This window comes from Janthinobacterium sp. UMAB-56, from assembly GCF_900095265.1.
Lineage (GTDB): Bacteria > Pseudomonadota > Gammaproteobacteria > Burkholderiales > Burkholderiaceae_D > Janthinobacterium.
Window position 1 is genome coordinate 104026 of record NZ_LT607654.1, and the last position, 23799, is coordinate 127824.

The 23799-nt window shown below is 62.1% G+C and carries 23 protein-coding genes; 16 read left to right on the forward strand and 7 right to left on the reverse strand.

Features of this window, described 5'->3' with window-relative positions:
* The 8 genes from K0F85_RS09045 to K0F85_RS09080 form a co-directional block, all read left to right on the forward strand.
* Positions 1-218: DUF4936 family protein (locus tag K0F85_RS09045; protein ID WP_219115717.1), on the forward strand; the 218-nt coding region annotated here is incomplete at its 5' end.
* Positions 209-946, forward strand: a complete 738-nt coding sequence (locus K0F85_RS09050; protein WP_219115718.1) for an NRDE family protein — start codon at positions 209-211, stop codon at positions 944-946. The genes K0F85_RS09045 and K0F85_RS09050, both read left to right, overlap by 10 nt.
* Positions 947-1143: 197 nt before the next feature.
* Positions 1144-2151: a LacI family DNA-binding transcriptional regulator gene (locus tag K0F85_RS09055; RefSeq protein ID WP_219115719.1), complete on the forward strand. Its 1008-nt coding sequence runs from the start codon at positions 1144-1146 to the stop codon at positions 2149-2151.
* Between the two features lie 29 nt (positions 2152-2180).
* Positions 2181-3665 carry a xylulokinase gene (gene xylB / locus K0F85_RS09060; RefSeq protein WP_219116044.1) on the forward strand — a complete coding sequence of 495 codons (1485 nt, stop codon included), beginning with the start codon at positions 2181-2183 and terminating at the stop codon, positions 3663-3665.
* A 2-nt stretch (positions 3666-3667) separates the two neighbouring features.
* Positions 3668-4618 carry a transaldolase gene (gene tal / locus K0F85_RS09065; RefSeq protein ID WP_219115720.1) on the forward strand — a complete coding sequence of 317 codons (951 nt, stop codon included), beginning with the start codon at positions 3668-3670 and terminating at the stop codon, positions 4616-4618.
* A gap of 63 nt (positions 4619-4681) precedes the next feature.
* Positions 4682-5617, forward strand: a complete 936-nt coding sequence (locus K0F85_RS09070; protein WP_219115721.1) for an ABC transporter substrate-binding protein — start codon at positions 4682-4684, stop codon at positions 5615-5617.
* Positions 5618-5694: 77 nt separating this feature from the next.
* On the forward strand, positions 5695-7194 hold the full coding sequence (locus K0F85_RS09075) for a sugar ABC transporter ATP-binding protein (RefSeq protein WP_219115722.1): 1500 nt from the start codon (positions 5695-5697) through the stop codon (positions 7192-7194).
* A 36-nt stretch (positions 7195-7230) separates the two neighbouring features.
* Positions 7231-8241, forward strand: a complete 1011-nt coding sequence (locus K0F85_RS09080) for a ribose ABC transporter permease (protein WP_219115723.1) — start codon at positions 7231-7233, stop codon at positions 8239-8241.
* Between the two features lie 60 nt (positions 8242-8301).
* Here the strand turns inward: K0F85_RS09080 and K0F85_RS09085 are convergent, their stop codons facing one another.
* The 4 genes from K0F85_RS09085 to K0F85_RS09100 all read right to left on the reverse strand — a co-directional run bounded on the left by K0F85_RS09085 (position 8302) and on the right by K0F85_RS09100 (position 11452).
* Entirely contained in the window at positions 8302-8727 is a 426-nt protein-coding gene (locus K0F85_RS09085; protein WP_219115724.1) for a GNAT family N-acetyltransferase, read from the reverse strand.
* 60 nt (positions 8728-8787) lie between these two features.
* Entirely contained in the window at positions 8788-9783 is a 996-nt protein-coding gene (locus K0F85_RS09090; RefSeq protein ID WP_374198663.1) for an NADP-dependent oxidoreductase, read from the reverse strand.
* 58 nt (positions 9784-9841) lie between these two features.
* Entirely contained in the window at positions 9842-10147 is a 306-nt protein-coding gene (locus K0F85_RS09095) for a Dabb family protein (RefSeq protein ID WP_219115725.1), read from the reverse strand.
* 126 nt (positions 10148-10273) lie between these two features.
* Positions 10274-11452 (reverse strand): acetyl-CoA C-acyltransferase, encoded by a 1179-nt coding sequence (locus K0F85_RS09100; RefSeq protein ID WP_219115726.1) that lies wholly within the window; start codon positions 11450-11452, stop codon positions 10274-10276.
* 233 nt (positions 11453-11685) lie between these two features.
* Here K0F85_RS09100 and K0F85_RS09105 point away from each other — a divergent pair, with 233 nt between their 5' ends.
* Positions 11686-13386: an MFS transporter gene (locus tag K0F85_RS09105; protein ID WP_219115727.1), complete on the forward strand. Its 1701-nt coding sequence runs from the start codon at positions 11686-11688 to the stop codon at positions 13384-13386.
* A gap of 94 nt (positions 13387-13480) precedes the next feature.
* On the opposite strand, the gene K0F85_RS09110 is transcribed toward K0F85_RS09105, so the two are convergent.
* The gene (locus K0F85_RS09110) at positions 13481-13684 is read right to left on the reverse strand and encodes a hypothetical protein (protein WP_046682764.1); all 204 of its coding nucleotides are present in this window, start codon (positions 13682-13684) and stop codon (positions 13481-13483) included.
* 113 nt (positions 13685-13797) lie between these two features.
* On the reverse strand, positions 13798-14739 hold the full coding sequence (locus K0F85_RS09115; protein ID WP_219115728.1) for a LysR family transcriptional regulator: 942 nt from the start codon (positions 14737-14739) through the stop codon (positions 13798-13800).
* A gap of 96 nt (positions 14740-14835) precedes the next feature.
* On the opposite strand from K0F85_RS09115, the gene K0F85_RS09120 reads away from it, so the two are divergent.
* The 3 genes from K0F85_RS09120 to K0F85_RS09130 all read left to right on the forward strand — a co-directional run bounded on the left by K0F85_RS09120 (position 14836) and on the right by K0F85_RS09130 (position 16532).
* Positions 14836-15075, forward strand: coding sequence for a DUF2798 domain-containing protein (locus tag K0F85_RS09120; protein ID WP_219115729.1), 240 nt, complete (start codon positions 14836-14838; stop codon positions 15073-15075).
* Between the two features lie 102 nt (positions 15076-15177).
* The gene (locus K0F85_RS09125) at positions 15178-15576 is read left to right on the forward strand and encodes a VOC family protein (protein ID WP_219115730.1); all 399 of its coding nucleotides are present in this window, start codon (positions 15178-15180) and stop codon (positions 15574-15576) included.
* 107 nt (positions 15577-15683) lie between these two features.
* Positions 15684-16532 carry an alpha/beta fold hydrolase gene (locus tag K0F85_RS09130; protein WP_219115731.1) on the forward strand — a complete coding sequence of 283 codons (849 nt, stop codon included), beginning with the start codon at positions 15684-15686 and terminating at the stop codon, positions 16530-16532.
* A gap of 45 nt (positions 16533-16577) precedes the next feature.
* On the opposite strand, the gene K0F85_RS09135 is transcribed toward K0F85_RS09130, so the two are convergent.
* Positions 16578-18665: a 3-hydroxyacyl-CoA dehydrogenase NAD-binding domain-containing protein gene (locus tag K0F85_RS09135; protein ID WP_219115732.1), complete on the reverse strand. Its 2088-nt coding sequence runs from the start codon at positions 18663-18665 to the stop codon at positions 16578-16580.
* Between the two features lie 608 nt (positions 18666-19273).
* On the opposite strand from K0F85_RS09135, the gene K0F85_RS09140 reads away from it, so the two are divergent.
* Genes K0F85_RS09140 through K0F85_RS09155 form a run of 4 tightly spaced genes read left to right on the forward strand, consistent with a single transcriptional unit; the run spans position 19274 to position 23788 of the window.
* A complete protein-coding gene (locus K0F85_RS09140) occupies positions 19274-20908 on the forward strand; it encodes a PAS domain-containing methyl-accepting chemotaxis protein (protein ID WP_257572640.1) in 1635 nt (544 codons plus the stop codon).
* Positions 20909-20911: 3 nt separating this feature from the next.
* Positions 20912-21736, forward strand: a complete 825-nt coding sequence (locus tag K0F85_RS09145; protein ID WP_219115734.1) for a protein-glutamate O-methyltransferase CheR — start codon at positions 20912-20914, stop codon at positions 21734-21736.
* Positions 21733-22278, forward strand: a complete 546-nt coding sequence (locus K0F85_RS09150) for a chemotaxis protein CheD (protein ID WP_219115735.1) — start codon at positions 21733-21735, stop codon at positions 22276-22278. The genes K0F85_RS09145 and K0F85_RS09150 overlap by 4 nt, the downstream gene beginning before the upstream one ends.
* Positions 22265-23788 (forward strand): chemotaxis protein CheW, encoded by a 1524-nt coding sequence (locus K0F85_RS09155; RefSeq protein ID WP_257572641.1) that lies wholly within the window; start codon positions 22265-22267, stop codon positions 23786-23788. The genes K0F85_RS09150 and K0F85_RS09155 overlap by 14 nt, the downstream gene beginning before the upstream one ends.
* The last annotated feature ends 11 nt before the right edge of the window (positions 23789-23799 follow it).

The window sequence follows — 23799 nt, forward strand, 5'->3', positions numbered from 1 at the left end:
TGCAAGCGAAGCTGGCGGCCGTCTCCGGCGTGGCGCCGCAACTCAAGCGACGCCCGGACGTGACGGATGGCTTGCAGACGTGGATGGAAATCTATCCCGTCGTCGGCGAAGGTTTTGCCGAGCTGCTGGCCAGCGCATCCGACGAAGCGGGCTTGCTGTCGCTGACGGCTGGCGCGCGCCATACGGAAGTATTCATGGATTTGCCTCCATGTGCCTGATCGTTTTTGCATGGAAAGTCAATCCGCACATCCCACTGATTGCCGCCGCCAACCGCGACGAATTCTATGAACGCGCCAGCGCCCCCGCCGGCGCCTGGCCCGAGCACCCGCAAGTGTATGCCGGGCGCGACCTGCAGGCGGGCGGCAGCTGGATGGGCATCACCCAGGCTGGCAGCGGCAGCTCGCGCTTCGCCGCCATCACCAACATCCGCAGCCCGCAAGACCGCAATCCGGACGCCCCCTCGCGCGGCACCCTGGTGGCCGACTTCCTGGCCGGCAACATGTCGCCACAAGACTACATCGCGCAAATCCGCCCCGGCAGCGCCGCCTACAACGGTTTCAACCTGGTGCTGGGCGACGCGGACACGCTGATCTGGTTTTCCAACCGTGGCGATGACGATGTGCGCAATGGCCAACCCCTGGAGCCGGGCATCTACGGCCTGTCGAACGCCCTGCTGGACGCGCCGTGGCCGAAAGTCTTGAAGACCAAGGCCCAGTTCGCCAGCCTGCTGTGCCAGGGCGCGCCCGACGACGCCTATTTCGACATGCTGGCCGACACCACGCGCGCGCCCGATTTCCGCTTGCCGGACACGGGCGTGCCGCTCGACCTCGAACGCGTGCTGTCCGCCGTCTGCATCGAGACGCCCGGTTACGGCACGCGCACCTCCACTGTCGTGAAACTGTTCCCGGACTCGCCCGGCGAACTGCATGAGCTGGTGATTCAGTAAATTTTGCGGGGCCGGCAGCGTCCGGCTCCGCCCTGTTACCGTCCCGTTTCCCCTCCCCTTTCTTCTGCAAACGCTGCTCGCACAAAAAAAGAAAGCGCTTGCGCAAGCGCTTTCTTTTGTTTACGATAGATTCAAACGCGGCGACACAGCCGCACACTATCGCAGCACACAATAATAAAAAACCATCAGGAGACACCATGGCCACCATGGAAGATGTAGCGCGGGCGGCGGACGTATCGTTGTCGACCGTCTCGCACGTACTCAACGGCACCCGCAAGGTCAGCCCGAAAACCGTTGCCGCCGTCAACGCAGCCATGCAGCAGATCGGCTACGTACCGAACATGCTGGCACGCGCGCTGGCCGGCTCCTCGTCGGGCACCATCGGCGTGGCCATTTCCGCCTTCACCAATCATTACTTCAGTGAAACCGTGCGCGCCATCGAGGCTGCCTGCACGCGCCATGGCTTGATGATGCTGTTTTCCGATACGCATGATGACCCGGCGCAAGAGTTGAAAGTGGTGCAGAACTTGCACCAGCGCCGTGTCGATGGCATCGTGCTGGCGCCGTCCGGCGATCCGCACAACCGCGCCCTCGACTATTTGAGCAGCAACAAGATCGCCTCCGTGCTGGTCGACCGCATGTCGCCACAGTCCTTCGACCAGGTGGGCGTGGAAAACATCGAGGCGACGGCCGAACTGGTCGGTCATCTGATCACGGTTCACGGCCATCGCCGCATCGGCTTCATCGCGGGCGCGCCGGGCCTGTCCACGACGCACGAGCGCACGGCAGGCTACCGCCTGGCCTTGCAGCGCGCCAATATCGCCTTCGATGCGGACCTGCTGCGCTCGGGCGACTCCAACCTGGAGCGCAGCGGCGCGGCCACGCGCGAATTGCTGGCCCTGCCCGACGGGCAGCGCCCGACAGCCATCGTCGCCGGCAATAACCTGATGACCATCGGCACCATGCATGCCTTGCGCGACGCGCACATTGCGGTGCCGCAAGATGTGTCGCTGGCAGGCTTCGATGATTTCGACTGGGCCGATTACTTCAGCCCCCGCCTGACGGTGATGGCGCAGCCGCTCGAAGAGCTGGGCGCCATGGCTGTCGACCTCCTGATCGAGCGCATCGCCAACCCGGGCCGCGCCCAGCATGTGCAGCGCTTGTCGCCGACCTTGCGCGTGCGCAATTCATGCGGCTGCCCCTGACCTTTACAGTAAACAATATGCATCCAGCAATTTCCCTCGGTATCGACCTCGGTACCTCCGAACTGAAAACCGTGCTGATGGACAGCGCGGGTACCGTGTGCGGCCAGGCCTCCGTGCGCCTGGACGTGAGCCGCCCGCATCCGGGCTGGTCCGAACAAGCGCCACAGGACTGGTGGGCCGCCTGCGTCAACGCCTTAGCGCAGCTGCGCGCCGGCTGGCCGCAGGAATATGCCCGCATCGCCTGCATCGGCCTGTCGGGCCAGATGCATGGCGCCGTGCTCCTCGACCTTGACGATGCCGTGATCCGTCCCGCCATCCTGTGGAACGACGCGCGCGCCGAGGCCGAAGCGGCCGCACTGGCGCGCGACTATCCGGCCTACGCGGATGTAACGGGCAGCCTGCCCATGGCGGGCCTGACGGCGCCGAAACTGCTGTGGCTGCAAACACACGAGCCTGACGCTTTCGCCGCCATCGCCTGCCTGCTCTCTCCCAAGGATTACCTGCGCCTGCGCTTGACGGGAAAAAAATTGACGGACATGTCGGACGCGGCCGGCACCCTGTGGCTGGACGAGGCCAGGCGTGCCTGGTTCGCGCCCATGCTGGCCGCCTGCGGCCTGGCGCCAGAACAGATGCCGGCGCTGGCCGAAGGCGATGCCGCCACCGGCATCGTGCTGACCACCATCGCCGACCAGTTGGGCCTGCCACCGGACGTGGTGCTGGCGGGCGGCGGCGGCGACAATCCTGTCTCGGCCGTGGGCATAGGCGCCGTCAACGGCGGTGACAGCTTTATCTCGCTGGGCACCAGCGCTGCCATCGTCTCCGTCACCGAAATGCCTTTGGGCAATCCGGCCGGCGGCGTGCACAGCTTTTGCCACGCCCTGCCCGGCCGCTGGTATGCGATGGGCGCGATTCTGTCCGGCGCCAGCTGTTTGCGCTGGGCGACTGGCGTACTGGGCCAGCCCGACGAGGCTGCCCTGCTGGCGCTGGTGGAAGCGGGCTTGCCGCTCGATGCGACCGTTTCCCCCTCGGCGCCCCTGTTCCTGCCGTATCTGTCGGGCGAGCGCACGCCGCATAACGACCCGCAAGTGCGCGGCGCCTTCTTGCAACTGGGCCACGACAGCACGCCGGCCCAGCTCGGTTACGCCGTGCTCGAGGGCGTCGCCTTTGCCTTGCGCGACGCCATGGCGGCCGTCACCTCGACGGGTGCCGTGGTGCCCCACTGCATGCTGGTGGGCGGCGGCGCGCGCAGCCAGTACTGGGCGCAGTTGCTGGCCAATGTGCTGGGACGCGAAATGCGCACCCTGCACAATAGCGAACTGTCGGCCAGCCTGGGCGCGGCCAAGCTGGGCTTTGCCGCCATCGGTCAGCGCCAGTTGCTGGCCACCAGTTTGCCCATCAAAAACACTTTCCTGCCCGATGCCGCGCACAGCGCAGCCTTGAGCATCCGTTACGGTCGCTACCGTAGCCTTTTCCCCGCCGTGCAAGCCTTGCACCAACTCAGTGATAAGGAATAGTAATGAATCAGCTGCAACAATTAAAACAGACCAGCACCGTCGTCGCCGACACGGGCGACTTCTTGCAACTGGCGCGTTTCGCCCCGCAAGACGCCACCACCAACCCGTCGCTGATCTTGAAGGCCGTGCTGCAGCCCGATTACGCACCCTTGCTGGAAAGCACAGTCGCCGAGCATCAAGCCGCGTCGCTGGACGATATTGTCGACCAGGTGCTGGTGCGCTTCGGCCTGGAAATTTTAAAGGTCGTGCCGGGCCGCGTGTCGACCGAAGTCGATGCCCGTTTGAGCTTTGACCGTGTCGCCACCGTGGCCAGGGCGCGCCGTTTGATCGCCCTGTACGAACAAGCGGGCATCGAGCGCGAACGCGTGCTGATCAAGATTGCCGCCACCTGGGAAGGCATACAGGCGGCGCGCGAACTGGAAGCCGATGGCATCTTTTGCAACCTGACCCTGCTGTTCGCGTTTTGCCAGGCCGTCGCCTGCGCCGACGCGAAAGTACGCCTGATTTCGCCGTTCGTGGGCCGCATCTACGACTGGCACAAGAAGTCCGCGGGCGCCGCATGGGATGAAACGGCGCGCAGCCTGTCCAACGATCCAGGTGTACAGTCTGTCACGCGCATTTTCAATTACTACAAACAACATGGCATCGCCACGCAAGTGATGGGCGCCAGCTTCCGCAACGTGGGACAGATTTCGGCCCTGTCCGGCTGCGATTTGCTGACCATCAGCCCCGACTTGCTGGCCAAGCTGGAAGCGTCAAGCGCGCCGTTCGAGCGCGCCCTGGGCGTCGACCTGGGCGCGCCGCAGCCAGCCATCACGTATGACGAGGCGGCTTTCCGCTACGCCTTGAACGACGATGCGATGGCGACCGAAAAGCTGGCCGAAGGCATACGCGGCTTTGCCGTCGATGCGGGCAAGCTGGACGCCATGATCGAGAAATTACGCAGCCGCTAGGTTTGCACCGAGTTTTCACCGTAGCACCTTTGTCTTGCACAATAAAAACCCTAGGAGATCCTCATGAAAAAAGTCATTACCGCCACCCTGCTGCTGTCCGCCGCCTGCGGCGCCTTCGCTGCCGACAAACCGCTGAAATCGATCGGCGTAAGCGTGGGCGACCTGGCCAACCCCTTCTTCGTGGCGATAGGCCGCGGCGCGGAAGAAAGCGCGAAGAAAATTGGCGGCCCCGGCGTGAAAGTCACCACCGTGTCGAGCAAATACGACTTGAACACCCAGGTGGATCAGATTGAAAACTTTATTGCCAACAAGACCGACATCATCATCCTGAACGCCGTCGATTCCAAGGGCATCGCCCCGGCCATCAAGAAAGCGCGCAATGCTGGCGTGGTCGTGATCGCCGTTGACGTGGGTGCCGTGGGCGCCTCGGCCACGGTGATGTCCGACAACACCATGGCTGGCGACGTGTCGTGCGCTTACCTGGCCAAGCAGATCGGCGGCAAGGGCAATGTGGTGATACTGAACGGCCCACCGGTCACCTCCGTCATCGACCGCGTCAACGGCTGCAAGAAAACCCTGGCGGCGTTCAAGGATATCAAGATCCTGTCCGACAACCAGAACGCGGGCGGCAGCCGCGACGGCGGCATGACCGTGATGTCGAACCTGCTGACGGCCCATCCGAAGATCGACGGCGTGTTCGCCATCAATGATCCTACGGGCATCGGCGCCGAACTGGCGATCAAGCAATCGAAACGCACGGACGTGAAACTGATCACGGCCGTCGATGGCGCGCCCGATGGCCAGAATGCGCTGAAAAACAAGGCCGGCCTGTTTGCCGCCACGGCCGCGCAAAACCCTTACCGCATGGCCACCGACGCCGTACAGATGGGTTACGACATCATGAATGGCCGCACGCCGAAACAGACCATGGTGCTGTTGCCGACACCGGCCATCACCAAGGAAAACGTCGCCACCTACACAGGCTGGGTAAAGAACTGATCTGCCTGACCTGAACCACGTGGCGCCGCCAGCTTACGGGCAGGCGGCGCCAGTTTCACCAGCAAGGAAGGACAGTCATGAGCGACGAGATTATTTTTGAAATGCGCGGCATCGAGAAGCGCTTTGGCGCCACGCGCGCGCTGCGCGGCGTGCACCTGACGGTGCGCAGCGGCGAAATCCATGCCGTGATGGGCGAAAACGGCGCCGGCAAGAGCACCCTGATGAAGATCCTGTCGGGCGTGTACACGCCGGACGCCGGTGAAATCATACTGGACGGTAAACCGATTCGTATCCGCAACCCGGGCGAGGCACGCGCGCTGGGCATCAACCTGATTTACCAGGAATTGAGCGTGGCCAAGAACATGACGGTGGCGCAGAACGTCTTCATGGGCAGCGAACCGCAAGGACCGTTCTGGACCGTCAAGGGCGGCGAAATGCGTGCGCGCACCAACGCCATCCTGGCCGACCTCGGTTCCCGTTTCGACGCCGACACCATGGTGTCGAGCCTGTCGATCGCCGAGCAGCAGCAGGTGGAAATCGCCCGCGCCCTCGTGCACGAAAGCCGCATCCTGATCATGGACGAGCCCACTGCCGCCCTGTCCGACCGGGAAACAGAGCAATTGTTCCGCATTATCGAAGAGCAGCGCGACAAGGGCCTGGCCGTGCTGTACATCAGCCACCGCATGGCCGAGGTGGAACGCCTGGCGCGCCGCATCACGGTGCTGCGCGATGGCGCTTATGTTGGCGAACTGGGCAAGGATGAACTGGATCAAAAGAAAGTCGTGCAAATGATGGTGGGCCGCCCTGCCGACGACTTTTATTCACACCAGCGGCGCAGCACGCGGGGCGCCGAGCGCTTGCGCGTGGAAAACGTAAGCGGTGGCAAGGTCAAGCCTGCCTCGTTCGCCCTGCATGCGGGCGAAGTCACGGGTCTGGCCGGACTCGTCGGCGCAGGCCGCACGGAACTGGCGCGTTTGATCTTTGGCGCCGACAAGAAACAAACGGGGCAAGTATGGCTCGACGGCCAGGAAGTGCATATCCAGCGCCCGCTGGCGGCCATCCGCCACGGCATCGGCTATCTGCCGGAAGACCGCAAGAGCCTGGGCTTGTTCATGCAATTGTCGGCCATGGAAAACATGTCGATGAATATACTGTCCAAGCATGCGACGGCGGGTATCGTCAACCGTGGCGCCCTGACCCAGCTCACGCGCGAGGCGATTGCCAACCTCAACGTAAAAGTGTCGGGGCCGGAAGGCATCGTGGGCGGACTGTCCGGTGGCAACCAGCAGAAAGTCTTGCTGGCGCGCTGGCTGGCCATCGCGCCGAAAGTGCTGATCCTCGACGAACCGACGCGGGGCGTGGACGTGGGCGCGAAGAGCGAAATCTACAAGATCATCCACCAGTTGGCGGACGCGGGCACGGCCGTGCTGTGCATTTCCAGCGAACTGGCCGAGCTGGTCGGCATCTGCGACCGCGTGATGGTGATGTGCGAAGGACGGCTGACGGGTGAAGTGACAGGCGACCATATCACGCAGGAAAACATCCTTGCCTATGCCACCCAGCTGGAAGCGGCGTAAGAATACGCATTAGAATAATTACTCAGGAGATAGACCATGACAACGAGTACCACCAGCGGCGCCGTACGCGCCGGCGAACCCTTCAATGCCTCGAACCTGATGCGCCGCCTGGGCATGTTGCCCGTGCTGGTGGTGCTCTACCTGGCCATGTACGGCCTGACCGTGTACTTCTCGGCAGACGGCACGTCCACGTTCATGACCAGCAATAACACCATGAACATCTTCCGCCAGGTATCGATCAACATCGTGCTCGCTTCCGGCATGACTTTCGTCATCTTGACCAGTGGCATTGACCTGTCTGTCGGCTCCGTGCTGGCTGTCTCGGCCGTTGCCGGCATGCTGATGTCGCTGTCGGCGCAATTCGCCGGCTTTTCGATTCCCGCCTTCTTGATCGTCGGCCTGTTGCTGGGTGCGCTGAACGGCGCGCTGGTGGCCCTCGTCGGCCTGAACCCGTTTGTCGTGACTCTGGGCACCATGACGGCGCTGCGCGGCGCCGCCTATTTGCTGGCCGACGGCACCAGCGTGCTGAACACGGAAATCCCCAGCTTCGAGTGGATGGGCAACGGCAGCTTCCTCGCCATTCCCTGGCTGATCTGGCTGGCGGCGGCCGTCGTGGTGCTGACCTGGTTCATCTTGCGCAAGACCACGCTGGGCCTGCATATTTATGCGGTTGGCGGCAATATCCAGGCGGCCCGCTTGACGGGCATCAAGGTTGGCCTCGTGTTGATGTTTGTCTACACCATCAGCGGCCTGTTCGCCGGCCTGGGCGGCGCCATGTCGGCCAGCCGTTTGTATGCGGCCAACGGCAACTGGGGCACGGGCTATGAGCTGGACGCCATCGCGGCCGTCGTGCTCGGTGGCACCAGCCTGATGGGTGGCGTGGGTTCCGTCTGGGGCACCGTCATCGGCGCACTGATCATCGGCGTGATGAACAATGGCTTGACGATTCTGGGGCTGTCGTCGTTCTGGCAGTATGTGGCGAAAGGTGTCGTGATCGTGCTGGCCGTGATTCTGGACAAATGGCGCCAGTCGCACGCGCAGAATTAAGGTGACGTGGTGTGTCGGGTTGCGCGTTGTGCGCTAACCCGACAACATCCCGAGCAAGGCTTAAAACTGCAAGCGCATTTCCACATGCGCAATCCCCGCCTCTTCAAATTGCTCCCCCTGCTGCACGAAACCGTGGCGCGCATAAAATGGCGCGGCCACGGTTTGCGCATTGAGCACCACCGCTGCATCGCCCCGTGCACGCGCCTTTTCCATCAGCAAGTGCAAAATGGCGCCGCCCACGCCCGTGCCACGGCCCGGCTGGCGCACGGCCATGCGGCCGATGTGGCCGTCCGGCAATAGCCGGCCCGTGCCGATGGCGGCACCAAAGTCGTTATAGGCAACGGCGTGCAGGCAGACGGCGTCCATGTCGTCGAGTTCGATCTCGGCCGGCACTTTCTGTTCATCAACGAAAACTTCAAAACGGATGGCGGTGGCGTCAAGGCCCAGGGTGGCCCAGTCGCCGAGGCGGATAGTATGCTTGGTCATGGTCGGCGGTCATAAGAAACGGGCCGCCATTGTCGCACGGCCCGCCTTGAGGAAGGAAGCTCAGCCCAGCTTCACCAATTGCTTGCCGAAGTTATGGCCTTTCAACAGGCCGATGAAGGCGTCAGGCGCGCTGGCCAGGCCGTCGGCCACGGATTCACGGAACTTCAGCTTGCCCGTCGCCACCAGGCCGCCCAGCTCCGCCAGGCCTTGCGGCCACAATTCCGGATGCTCGGAAACAATGAAACCGCGCACGCTCAGTCGGTTCGTGAGGATGAAGCGCGCATTGTCGAGCGGCGTCGGTTCGCCATTGTAGCCGGCGATCCAGCCGCACACGGCCACGCGGCCAAACGCATTGGTGCGCGCCAGGGCCGCATCGAAGATGGCGCCGCCCACGTTTTCATAGATGGCGTCGATGCCGTCCGGCGTGGCCTCTGCCAGGTCGGCCTGCAGATTGCCCGCCTTGTAGTCGACACAGGCGTCGAAACCCAGCTCATCGACGACATACGCGCATTTCTCGGCTCCGCCAGCGATGCCGACCACGCGGCAGCCTTTCAATTTCGCCAGTTGGCCCACGACGCTGCCCACGGCGCCGCTGGCCGCCGAGACGACCACGGTTTCGCCCGCTTTCGGCGCCATGATCTGGTTCAAGCCATACCATGCCGTCATGCCGGGCATGCCGACGGCCCCCAGGTAGGCCGAGGCAGGGATGTGCGTCGTATCGACCTTGCGCAGCATCGTGCCGTCCGATACCGCCACTTCCGCCCAGCCCAGGGTGCCCACCACCGTGTCGCCTGCGGTAAACTTCGGATGCTTCGATTCCAGCACCACGCCCACCGTGCCGCCTATCATGGTTTCATTCAAAGCCTGCGGCGCCGCATAGCTTTTATTGACGCTCATGCGCCCCCGCATATAAGGGTCGAGCGACAGGAACTGGTTGCGTACCAGCAAATGACCATCCGTGATGGCGGGAATGTCCGCCGTTTCCAGTCGGAAGTTATCTGCTTGCACCTCGGCCGTGGGGCGCGAGGCGAGGACGATGCGTTGGTAGGTGCTCATGATGCTCCTGTCAATATAGTGAGAGAATTACTTGCTGATGAACAATGCTGATGTGGTGTCACTGCACTTCATAATCCATGCACTGTCGCGCTTCCCGCACCGCCCCAAAAAACGGCTTGATTTTCACGTGCTCGGGGTGGTTCTGATAGGCATCGAGCGCTGCGCGGCTGGCGAACTCGCTGTAGAGGACGATGTCATAGGTCGCTTCCAGGCCAGGCTGGGCCACGGCCACTTCGAATTTCAGGATGCCCGGGACCACATCCGAGCAGGCATCGAGCAGTGTCTTGAGTTTCAAGGCGTTCGTGGCGCGGTCGGCGCCTTCGGCGTGGTCTTTGAGTTTCCAGAAAACGATGTGCTTGATCATGGTGGCAGAGTGCGTGTTGATAAGTGAAGCATGACTGTAACCGCTATCGGCGCGCCTTGCAGGAACCGGGCACGGAATGCAAACGAGCGGCCCTGGAAGCCGCCCGCAGTCTGGCCAGAATCTACATCACAGCACTTCGAACAGGCCTGCCGCGCCCTGCCCGCCGCCGATGCACATGGTCACCACCACGTATTTGACGCCACGGCGCTTGCCTTCGATCAAGGCGTGGCCCGTCAGGCGCGCGCCCGACACGCCGTATGGGTGACCGACGGCAATCGCGCCGCCATTCACGTTCAGGCGGTCCATGGGGATGCCCAGCGTATCGGCGCAATACAGCACTTGTACGGCGAATGCTTCATTGAGTTCCCACAGGCCGATGTCGGCCACCGTCAAGCCCGCCTTTTTCAGCAGTTTCGGGATGGCAAACACGGGGCCGATGCCCATTTCATCGGGTTCGCAGCCGGCCACGGCAAAGCCACGGAAGACGCCCAGCGGCTGCAAACCTTTCGCTTCGGCCACTTTCGCATTCATGACGATGGCCATCGAGGCGCCATCGGAAAACTGGCTGGCATTGCCGGCGCTGATGACGCCGCCCGGAATGGCCGGGCGGATCTTCGCCACGCCATCGTAGGTGGTATCAGAGCGGATGCCTTCGTCGCTTGAGATCGTCACTTCGCGCGACAGCAGCATGCCGCTGGCCTTGTCGGCCACGCCCATGATGGTGGTCATCGGCACGATTTCCGCGTCGAACAGGCCGGCAGCCAGGGCGGCGGCGGCACGCTGCTGGCTTTGCGCGCCATACGCATCCTGGCGCTCGCGCGAAATCTGGTAGCGCTTGGCCACGGTTTCGGCCGTCTGCAACATGGGCCAGTACACTTCCGGCTTGTGCTGCTGCAGCCAGACATCGCGATACATATGCGTATTCATTTCATTTTGCACGCAGGAAATCGATTCCACGCCGCCCGCCGCATAGATATCGCCTTCGCCGGCAATGATGCGCTGCGCCGCCAGGGCAATGGCTTGCAGGCCGGAAGAACAGAAACGGTTGACGGTCATGCCTGCCGTCGTCACGGGGCAGCCGCCGCGCAAGGCCACCTGGCGCGCGATATTGCCGCCCGTGGCGCCTTCCGGAAAGGCGCAGCCCACCAGCACGTCTTCCACTTCTTCAGCCTCGATGCGCGCGCGCTCGACGGCGGCCGCCAGCACATGGCCGCCCAGGGTGGCGCCATGCGTCATGTTGAACGCGCCCTTCCAGGACTTGGCCAGGCCCGTGCGGGCGGTCGATACGATGACGGCTTCATTCATGCTGTGTCTCCTTGTGGGAATGTTATTTGGTCATTGGGGATTTCTGCTAAAGCAGAATAGCACATTTAAGTACGGTCGTTCGCAAAGTTCGGATCGACATCATTTTGTAAGCTTGGTGTAAGTTTCAAGCAAGCATGACGTAAGGTTTCGAGAACACACTCGGCTCCAGCTGTTGCAAGAATGGTCAAAAAGACCTCGGCACCAGTTCACTATAAAACATAGGGAGACAAACCATGGCATCACCATCCGGCTCGGCCGACGTACGAAAAACCTCCACCAAGGGCACTCCGATCACGCCAGAGGAACGCAAGGTCATCTTTGCGTCATCTTTGGGCACCGTCTTTGAATGGTACGATTTTTATCTGTACGGTTCGCTCGCTTCCATCATCGCCAAGCAATTCTTCATCGGCGACGCCACCACCACCTTCATCTTCGCGCTGCTGGCCTTTGCCGCCGGCTTCATCGTGCGTCCGTTCGGCGCGCTGGTCTTCGGCCGCCTGGGCGACATGATCGGGCGCAAGTACACCTTCCTGATCACCATCCTGATCATGGGCGGCTCCACCTTCATCGTCGGCTTGCTGCCCGGTCATGCCTCCATTGGCATCGCCGCGCCCATCATCCTCGTCTTCCTGCGCATCCTGCAGGGCCTGGCGCTGGGCGGCGAATATGGCGGCGCAGCCACGTATGTGGCCGAGCACGCGCCTGAAGGCAAGCGCGGCGCTTTCACGGCGTGGATACAAACGACGGCAACCCTGGGCTTTTTCCTGTCGCTGATGGTCATCCTGGGCACACGCCTGGCGACCGGCGAGAAGGATTTCGAAGCCTGGGGCTGGCGCATTCCCTTCCTGGTCTCCGTCATCCTGCTGGGTATTTCCGTGTGGATCCGTCTGGCCATGAATGAATCGCCGGCGTTTTCCAAGATGAAAGCCGAGGGCAAGACCTCGAAAGCACCGCTGACGGAAGCGTTCGGCCAGTGGAAAAACCTGAAGATCGTCATCCTGGCGCTGATCGGCCTGACCGCCGGCCAGGCCGTCGTCTGGTACACGGGCCAGTTCTACGCCCTGTTCTTCATGATCCAGACCCTGAAGGTCGACCTGGCAACGGCCAACGTGCTCATCGCCGTCGCCCTGCTGCTGGCCACGCCGTTCTTCCTGTTCTTCGGCAGCCTGTCCGACCGCATCGGCCGCAAATACATCATCCTTGGCGGCTGCCTGATCGCCGCCCTGACCTACTTCCCGATCTTCAACGGCCTGACCCACTTTGCCAATCCGCAGCTGGAAGCGGCGCTGAAGAACTCGCCAGTGGTGGTGGTCGCCGATCCTGCTTCCTGCCACTTCCAGTTCAACATGACAGGTACCAAGAAGTTCCCATCGTCATGCGACATCGCCACCGGCTTCCTGTCGAACAGCTCGGTGAACTACACGAAGGAAGATGCGCCGGCCGGCAGCATCGCCAAGGTACGCATCGGCACGAAGGAATTTTCCTCGTTTAACGCTGTCATGACAGCCGATGGCCTGAACTTCGATGCCGAAAGCAAGGCCCACGAAGCGGCGCTCAAGAAAGAACTGGGCACTGGCATCAAGGAAGCGGGCTACCCTGCGAAAGCCGATCCGGACCAGATCAACAAGCCGATGGTTGTCTTGCTGCTGTTCATATTGGTGCTGTATGTCACCATGGTGTATGGCCCGATCGCCGCCATGCTGGTGGAAATGTTCCCGACGCGTATCCGTTACACCTCGATGTCCCTGCCCTACCATATCGGTAACGGCTGGTTCGGCGGCTTGCTGCCGACCACGGCCTTCGCGCTGGTGGCCTTCAAGGGCGATATCTATTACGGCCTGTGGTATCCGATCGTCGTCGCCCTGGCGACTGTCGTGATCGGCACCCTGTTCGTCAAGGAAACCAAGGACAACAATATCTACGCCGACGACTGATCCGACGCCAGCCCCGGCCGCAATGCCGGGGCTCGCAATACAAAAACGCCGCTGACTGGTCAGCGGCGTTTTTGTAGGCGACGGCGAGGCGAGCTTACTTGTCGCTCTTGCTCTTTTTCAACTGGTCGCGCTGCTGCACGTATTCCTGGTAACTGGTCTGGTTGCGCTTGCGGCAGGCATTGCGGTCGTCAAAATTATTGAGGCTGTTGCAATACTCGCCGATCTTGTCCCGGTTTGCGTCATACAGTACTTCACAGCCGGTCATGGCCAGCAAGAAGGGAACGATCAGATATTTCATTGCTACTCTCATGGATAGGGACGGATTGCGCGAAAAAACACCAGACTGCCCTCTGGATAAGCGGGCAAGCTTTATCTTAACGCGATCCTGACGGAAAGTACAAGCGCTCGGTATTACGAGATGGACAGGATCGGGGACAACTCGGCGTCCTGGCCGTCCAGCGCGTCATTCAACAGCGGATTGCCCGCCGCAAACGCCGCCAGGTGTTCGAGCAGCACGCGCACGCGGGCCGGCAGGTAGCGCCGCTGCGTCCACACGGCATACACGTGGCGCGGCTGCGGCATCCAGTCGGGCAAGACGCGCACCAGGCTGCCACTGGCCACTTCGTCGCGGCATTGCAAAAGCGGACACAGCAGGATGCCGATGCCCGCGTCGGCCATTTCCACGGCCAGGCGCATTTCATTGACGCGCAGGCGCGCCTGCGGCTCGATCACCATTTCGGCGCCGTCGCCAGGCCGCCGCAAGCGCCAGCTGCGCAGCGGCTCGGCCACGATCAGTTCATGCCGTGCCAGTTCCTGCAAGTCGCGCGGCACGCCGGCACGCGCCAGGTAGGCGGGCGAGGCCACCATCACCAGCGCGGCACTGCCAAGGCGGCGCTGCATCAGCGAGGAATCGTCAAGCGCGCCCACGCGGATAGCCAGGTCGGCGCCGCTGCCCACCAGGTCTTGCAGCAGGTTCGACAGTTCCAGCTCCAGGCGGATGTCCGGATACTGCTGCATGAAGCTGACCCAGGCCGGCGTCAGCAAGCCGCTGGCGAAGTTGACGGGCGCCAGCACGCGGATGCTGCCCGAAACGGCCGACAGGCTGGCGTCGAGCTGCTGCGTCGCCTGCCGCAGTGCATGCACGAGAGGCCGGCACTGCTCATAGTATTGCCAGCCTTCCGCCGTCGGCTGCAGGCGGCGCGCGCTGCGGTTGAGCAAGCGGTAGCCGAGCTGGCTTTCCAGCCTTTGCAGCCGGCGCGTGACGGTAGCGGCGGGCAATTCCTCCTTGACGGCCGCCGCATGCAGGCTACCCGCCTCCACGATGGCGACAAACAGGGCGAGGTCATCTAGCATGATTGCATTTTCGGAATTTGAAATTAAAAATATGCCTCTAGTATAGATTGCTGCAAGTCGTTACGCTGCCCTATCTTCACCATTTGAAAGTGCACCATGTCCGATACCCTGCGCTTGCGCTGCCTGTTTGCCTTCCTGATGTCGCTGCTGATGACCCTACTGATGAGCGCCTGGGTCACCTGGCTCAATATCGGCCTGCATGCAGACTTCCTGCCGCGCTGGCGCCATGCGTTTTTTGCCGCCTGGCCCGTCGCATTCTGCGCCGTCATGCTATTCGCGCCACGGGTGCAGCTGATGAGCCGCAGCATCGTGAGCCGACTGGCCCGACGCCCTTAACCGGCAGTCAAGCACTGCCAGTATCACTCGGTCACTCCCGCCCACGGCCGACCTGATCCGGGCTATGCTATGGGCCATCCTTGCTTTTACAGTGGAGTGCCCATGCTTGATCACGTTTCCCTTACCGTCAGCGACCTGGAACGCGCCGAGCGCTTCTACGACGCCATCTTCGCCGCGCTGGACGTGCCCAAGGTGGGCAGCGAGCATGCCAGCGCGTGGATAGGCTACGGCGAGCGCAGCGATGCGCAATACCCCGGGCGCAGCTATTTTTCCGTGCGCCTGGGCCCCACACCTGAGGATGCGCCGCGACGCCATTGCTGCTTCAAGGCTCCTACGCGCGCGGCCGTGCAAGCGTTCTGGCAGGCCGGCCTGGCGCACGGCGGCATCGACCTGGGGGCGCCCGGCCTGCGCCACTATCACGCCAACTATTACGCGGCCTTTTTGTTCGATCCGGACGGCAACCGCATCGAAGCCGTCTGCCACCACGCCGAAGCCGGCTGACAGGACAGGAAATCGGCCTCTGTTCGGCATTTCCAGTGCGTGACGATTTGCCTATAATGGCTGGCACGCCATACCTGTCCCCGGTCCCTGCACCAAGAAGGAGATTCATGCATCATCTATTCGTCGGCCGCCCCGCGCGCACCATGCTCCTCACCAGCGCCGGCTTGCTGCTGGCAGGCTGTTTTTCCGGCTGCTCCCTGCTGCCATCTACCCCTGCCACGCCCGGCATCCCCGCCACGGCCGCACTGCCCGACGCCAGCATCGCCTACACCCTGAGCGGCCAGGGCGGCTTGCCCGTGGTGTTCCAGTCGGCCATGGGCGACGGCAAGGATGTGTGGGCCAAGGTGGTGCCCGAGGTGGCAAAGCAGCACCGCGTGCTCGTGTACGACCGCCCCGGCTACGGCGATAGCCGCAAAACCACCACGCCGCGTGATCCCTGCACCATCGCTGCCCAGCAACGTGCCCTGTTGACGCAAGCGGGCCTGAAGCCGCCGTATGTGCTGGTCGGCCATGGCTTGGGCGGGCTGTACCAATACGTATATGCCAGGCTGTACCCGCAGGACGTGGCCGGCCTGGTCCTGCTTGATCCCACGCACCCGCAGCAATGGAGCCGGACGCAGACGGACGCGTCCACCTACGCCATGCTGGTGAAAACCCGGCGCAAGCTCATGTTCAACAGTACGGAATCGGCCGAATTCGATGCCCAGACGCAGTGCCTGCAGCATGTCGACATGAGCAGCCCGCTGCGCGTGCCCGCCATGCTGCTGGTGCGCGACAAGTTCGGCATCGAGGAAATGGGCTCGTTTGAAAACGTGGTGCGGACCCAGGAAAAGGATTGGCAACGCCTGTCCGGCGCGCCGGCCATCGAGCGCATCACGGGTGCAGGCTATTACATCCAGAAAGACAACCCCGTCATCGTCAACGAGGCGATCAAGATGGTGGCCAAGAAAAAATAAAAAAAGGGCAGAGAAATCTGCCCTTTGCTTTTCAACAGCCCAGCATCAGCTATTGAAGCCCTTGCCTTCGGCCGCCAGTTTTACCAGCAGCGGCGCCGGCGTCCACGCTTCGCCGTGGCGGCCTTTGGCATAACCGGCTATCGTGTCCAGCACGTTCGGCAAACCAACCGTATCGGCGTAGAACATCGGGCCGCCGCGGAACAAGGGGAAACCATAGCCCGTCAAATACACCATGTCGATGTCCGACGCGCGCAAGGCGATCCCCTCTTCCAGGATGCGCGCGCCTTCATTGACCAGCGCATACACGAGGCGTTCGACGATTTCCTGGTCGCCGATCTTGCGCCGCGCAACGCCTATGTCCTGCGAATGCTGCACGATCATTTCGTTAACCTGTTCCGAAGGATAGGCCTTGCGGTCGCCCGCCTTGTAGTCATACCAGCCGGCGCCCGTCTTCTGTCCATAGCGCTTCAACTCGCACAGCAGGTCGGCCGTCTTCGAATACGTGACGTCCGGTTTTTCCACATAGCGGCGCTTGCGGATGGCCCAGCCGATATCGTTGCCAGCCAGGTCGCCCATGCGGAAGGGGCCCATGGCGAAGCCGAATTTCTCGACCGCCTTGTCGACTTGCTCCGGCAGACAGCCTTCTTCCAGCAGGAAACCGGCCTGGCGGCTGTATTGTTCGATCATGCGATTGCCGATAAAACCGTCGCACACGCCCGAGACGACGCCCGTCTTTTTCAGCTTTTTCGACAGCGCCAGCGCCGTGGCCAGCACCTCTTTGCCCGTAGCCTTGCCACGGACGATTTCCAGCAGCTTCATGACGTTCGCGGGGCTGAAGAAATGCGTGCCGATCACGTCTTGCGGGCGTTGGGTGAACGCGGCAATCTTGTCCAGGTCCAGCGTGGATGTGTTTGAAGCAAGGATGGCGCCCGGCTTCATGACGGCATCGAGCTGCTTGAAGACGCTTTCCTTCACGCCCAACTCTTCGAAGACGGCTTCGATGACGATGTCAGCCTGGCCAATGTCCGCATACGCCAAGGTGCCGCTGACCAGGGCGATGCGCTGTTCGGCCTTCTCCTGCGTCAACTTGCCCTTCTTCACCGTGTTCTCGTAATTCTTGCGGATGGTGGCCAAGCCCTTGTCCAGCGCCTCCTGCTTCGTTTCCAGCAGGGTCACGGGGATGCCCGCGTTGGCGAAATTCATGGCGATGCCGCCGCCCATGGTGCCAGCGCCCACAATCGCGGCGCTAGCGATGCTGCGCACGGGCGTGTCGGCGGGCACGTCGGGCACCTTGCTGGCGACCCGCTCGGCAAAGAAGGCATGGCGCAGGGCTTTCGACTCGGGCGACTGCACCAGTTGCATGAACAGTTCGCGCTCGTACTTCAAGCCATCATCGAATTTCATCGTCACGGCGGCCGCCACGGCATCGACGCATTTCAGCGGTGCGGGGAACGGGCCGGACATGGCTTTCACGGTATTGCGCGAAAACTGCAAAAAGGCTGCGTGGTTCGGGTAGTCGACCTTGCGCTCGCGCACTTTCGGCAGCGGGCGCACATCGGCCACTTTCGTGGCGAAGGCCAGGGCGGCGGCCAGCAAATCGGCGCCGGGCGCGATGACTTCATCGAACAGGGCCGTGCCAGCCAGTTTTTCCGACGCCACGGGCGTGCCCGAGACGATCATATTGAGGGCCATCTCCAGGCCCAGCACGCGCGGCAGTCGCTGCGTGCCGCCCGCGCCCGGCAAGATGCCGAGCTTAACTTCAGGCAAGGCCATTTGCGCGCCAGGCGCGGCCACGCGGTAGTTGCAGCCCAGCGCCAGCTCAAGGCCGCCGCCCATGCAAACGCTGTGGATGGCCGCCACCACCGGTTTGGTCGATTGTTCGACCACGTTGATCAGGGTGTGCAGGGTCGGTTCCGTGAGCGCCTTGGGCGAATTGAATTCCTTGATATCGGCGCCGCCCGAAAACGCCTTGCCGGCGCCGGTGATGACGATGGCTTTGACGGCCTCGTCCGCTAGCGCCTGGCGGATGCCGGCGACGGCGGCCGTGCGCGTTGCCAGGCCCAGGCCATTCACGGGCGGGTTACTCAGGGTAATGACGGCAACGGCGCCGTTCACTTGATATTCAGCACTCATGTCTCTTCCTTATTGGTTTTTACTTGGCGATGAGGTTGTTGCAAGGGATGAAGCTTCACTATACCGCATAAAAGAACGCTCGTATTATTTTTGTCGCGGCGCGCGCGGCGCCGGTGCCGGGCCCCATGGTACAACAATGGTCCATCCTTTAGCGCGGCACAGGCGGCGCCGTGCACCAGCAGCTATCAATTCCATATTCAATTTGATAATTAAAACATAACAAGAAAAACATCGTTTTATTATATGCAAAATGCGCTTCCTTATCCTTGCGCGTGCCAATAACGCCACTTCCAGCATTATTGTTTGACCCCACTTGTTTTTCTCCAGGCGCTGGGGAATAATAAAATTATTGATTCAAATCAATACTCTGCAATTGATTTAATATTGAGCATCAGCACCGCCGGATATCGACTTGTTTATTTCGCGCAGATTCTCTCCGATTATCACGCTGCGTCATGGCCGTGTGCTTCAGCAACCGTTTTATATTGTCATTCTCTGTCAGCCTTAGTGCCACTTATTGCTCTTCTCACACCGAAGGAAATACTATGGACGCAGCCAGCCATGTCAGCCATTCCCAGGATTTGGACTTACAAGCGATAAATACTGCATTGAACCGTGTCCAGGCCGTGATCGAATTCGAACTCGATGGCACCATCCTGCATGCAAATGACAATTTTCTGCGCGTCGTCGGGTATACGCTGGCCGAGGTGCAAGGCAAGCACCATGCCATCTTCTGCGATCCCGACTATGTAAAAACGGCTGAATACAGCGACTTCTGGGCCAGCCTGGGACGGGGCGAGTTCGACCAGGGCGAATACAAGCGCCGCGCCAAGGATGGGCGCGAAGTGTGGATCAATGCTTCCTACAACCCCATCCTCGACGCCGATGGCAAGCCCTATAAAGTCATCAAGTTTGCCACCGACATCACGGCCCTGAAAATACGCAATGCCGAATATGAAGGCAAGGTCAGCGCCATCGGCAAGGCGCAGGCCGTGATCGAATTCGACATGCATGGCAATGTGCTGGACGCGAACGACAATTTCCTCGCCGTCATGGACTACGACTTGAGCGATATCAAGGGCGAGCACCATCGCATGTTCTGCGAAGCCGAGTATGCGGGCAGCGCCGAATACAAGAAATTCTGGCAAAAACTGAACCGCGGTGAATTCGACGCGGGCCGCTACAAGCGCCAGGGCAACCATGGCAAGGTGGTGTGGATACAGGCAACCTACAACCCCATCCTCGACCTGAATGGCAAGCCATATAAGGTGGTCAAGTTCGCCATCGACATCAGCGAACAGGTGAACCTGGAAAACAGCATCCAGGCCAAGGCCGCCAACGACAGCCGCAAGGTCAATGCCCTGCTCGACTCGGTGGCGCGCGCCGCGCAAGGCGACCTGACCTGCAATATTGTGCCCGAGGGCAAGGAGCCGATCGACTTGCTGGCGGGCGGCATCAGCAAGATGATCGTCGACTTGCGCGGCGTGATCGGCAACGTGGTGTCGGCCGCCAACGGCTTTGCCGACGCCTCGCACGCGATTGCCGAGCGGGCCACGGGCGTGGCCGTGGGCACGCAGGCACTGGGCGCGACGGTGGAAGAAATGAACGCCTCGATCGACGGCCTGACGTTTTCCATCAATTCCATCGCGGAAAACACCTCGAATGCCGACTTCCTGGCCAAGGCCACGCAGCTGGAAGCGGAAGCGGGGGCGCGCGCCGTCGCCAAGTCGATCGAGGCGATGGACCTGATCAACCGCTCGTCGGAAGACATCGGCGAAATCGTCAAGGTCATCAGCGAAATCGCCAACCAGACGAATATGCTGGCCTTCAATGCCGCCATCGAGGCGGCCCGCGCGGGCGAGCACGGCCTGGGCTTTTCCGTCGTCGCCGACGAGGTGCGCAAGCTGGCCGAGCGCTCCTCGCAAGCCACCAAGGAAATTTCCAAGCTGATCAACGAGTCCGTCAAGCGCGTCTCGACGGGCAGCGAAATTTCACGCCAGGCCAGCGACGCCTTCGACAAGATCGTCTCGGGCGTGGCGAAGACCACCCTGGCCATCTCGGATATCTCGAAGGCAGCCAACGAACAGTTGCTGACAGCGCGCGAAGTATCGACGGCGATCCAGTATATCGCCGAGGAAACGGAAAAGTCAGCCGCCAACTGCGACAGCATCGCCCGCTCCACGGATGGCTTGAACGAGCGCGCGGGCAGCCTGAACCAGACTGTCTCCGGCTTCGTGGTGTAAGCCATGCGCCACGCGGCCAGCTTGACGCCCGAGGTGTTGACCAGCCTGATCGCACTGGTGCGCCAGCATACGGGCATCGCCATGACCGCGCGCAAGAGCGTCTTGCTGGAACGGCGCTTGCAGCCCCGGCTGCAGGCACTGTCCCTGCACAGCTACCAGGCTTACCTGGACCGCGTGGCCAGCGACCGCGACGAGGTAGCCCATTTCATCGATCTGGTGACCACCAACGACACCCTGTTCTTCCGCACACCATCGATCTGGGATTACTTCAGCGAGCGCTATCTGCCCGCCTGGGCACGCGCCCACCCGGACGGCTGCCTGGCCATCTGGTCGGCGGCCGCCGCCAGCGGCGAGGAGCTGTACTCGATCGCCATGCTGTGCGAGCAATTCAAGCTGCAAACGCCCGCTTTCCGCTACCAGATCCTGGCCAGCGATATTTCGCTGCAGATACTGGGTGCGGCGCGGGCCGGCCAGTATAGCGGGCGCTCCGTCGAGCGCATCCGCTTGTCGCACCCTGACTTGTTGCGCAAATATTTCACGCCTTCGCCGTATGGCGTCAAGGTCAACGAGGAACTGCGGCAGCACGTCAGCTTTGCGCAGCATAATTTGCTCGAAGCGCTGCGCCCTGCACGGCAGTTCGACCTGGTCTTCCTGCGCAATGTGCTCATTTATTTCGATGCCGAGCACCAGGAAACCGTGCTGCGCCAGGCAAGGCTGAGCCTCAAGGACGAGGGCCGCCTGATCCTGGGCGAATCGGAAACCATCGCCCGCCTCGGTACCGGCTATCAATTCGAGCTTCCCATGATTTATAAGGCAGGCACGGCATGAGCATCAGCCTACCCAACGAACACGCCGCGCCCCTGCTGCAGGTTGGCATGGGCCAATTGAGCGTGGGCACGCATGGTGAGCAGCTGCAAGCCTTGCTCGGTTCCTGCATCGGCATCGGTTTCCTCTGGAAGAATGGTCCTTGCTGCGGCCTGGCACATTGTTTGCTGCCGGAAGCGCCAGGCGCCGTGCAAGCCCTTGGGGCCCCGAATGCACGTTACGTGAGCCAGGCCGTGCCCTCGCTGCTGCGCCTGATGGGCGTGCGCGAGGCCGATTACCCCGATATCGACGTGGTGCTGGCGGGCGGCGCCAGCATGTTCGGCCCCGCGAATGGCCAGGGCCGCCTGCAGGTGGGCCGGCAAAACGCGCAGGCGGCGCAGAAATACCTGAACCAGTGCGGCTTGCACGTCAGTTTTTGCGCGCTGGGCGGACACCACGGGCGCCAGTTGCTGATCGACTGCGCCCAGCATAGCTACGCCGTCACCGATGTGGTGGCGCAACCCGGCTTGATACCACGCAAGGAAGGCGCATATGGATATGCATGAAGGGCGCGAGGGTGAGCGCGACGGCGCCACCGAACTGTTCGGTTCATTCCACCTGGGCGAGGATGAATTCGCCCTGCCCGCCAGTTGCATCCGCGAAGTAGTGAACTACCCGGCGAAAGTCACTGCCCTGCCCCTGTCGCCCGCGTATCTGGAAGGCATGTTCACCTTGCGCGGCAGTGTCATTCCGGTGGTCAACCTGGGGCGACTGTTCCGCGCCGATGCGCCGCGCGCCGTGGCCACGGACAAGATCGCCATCCTCGATTTTCAGCAAGTGCTGATCGGCATCGTCTTCCAGGAGACGGGCGACATCCTGCGCGTGCCGGCCAGCGCGCGCAGCGCCTTGCAGTATGCGGCCGGCGACGCGCAAGCCGTCATCGCCGGCACGATCTTGCTCGATGGCGGCGCGCGCCTGCTGCAAATCCTCGACCCGCACGTCCTGCTGCGCATCGAAAACGTGCCCCATGTGCTGGCCCTGCAGGCGACGGGCGCCAGGCTCAGTACGGCGCGCTACCATGCGCAAAGCGAACGCCGCCAGTGCGTCAGCTTCCATGCGGCCGGCGCCACATTTGCCTTCGAAATGCTGGCCATCCAGGAAATCATCAAGGTGCCGGAAATGCACAGCTCCCTGCTGAATAGCGAACTGTGCCTGGGACGCATGCATTTTCGCGGCAGCCAGGTGGCCGTCGTCGACTTCGGCACCCTGCTGCAGGCGGCCGGATCCGGCAACGCGGCCAAGGCTGCCACGCTGGACCAGCGCATCATCGTCGTGCGCCTCGATGACACGAGCGTGGGCTTTCTCGTCGATTCCGTCGACAGCATCGTGCATTTCTTTGGCGATGAAGTGCTGCCGATTCCCTTGCTGAACAAGGCGCGCGCGGCCATGTTTGCCGGCTGCATCACGCAAGCAGGCCTGGGCGATATCATTTTTCTGGACCACAAGGGTATCCTGTCGCAGGCCGAGATCGTCGAGATGCGCGATGGCCACGCGCGCCTGTACCCAGCCGTAACGACAACGGCCAGCGCCGCCACGCACAAGGCGCGGCGCCGCGTCTACATCACGTTCACGGTAGAAACCCGCTTCGCCGTGGAAATCGGACAAGTGCGCGAAATCATCGATTTCAGCGGCGCCATCACGACGCCGCCTGGCATGCCGGCCTGCATGCGCGGCATGCTCAACCTGCGCCAGCAAATGATCAGCATCATCGACTTGCGCCAGTTGTATGCGATGCCGGCCCTGCAGGATGCCGGAGCAGGCAAGATTCTGATCGTGGAACGGGGAGCGGAACGCTATGGTTTCCTCGTCGACCACGTCGACAACATCATGACCATTTCCGACAGCCAGCGCTTTGCGGCGCCGCAAATCATCCGCACGGGCGAACATGCGGACTTGCGCAGCGAAATGGATGAGATGATCGATATCGGCACCGAGGCGCAGCGCCAGACCCTGTCCGTCTTCCAGTGCGATCATCTGCTGGAAAAACTGGGCTCGGCGCTGCCGCAGGCCGCATGAGCGCGGCGCTG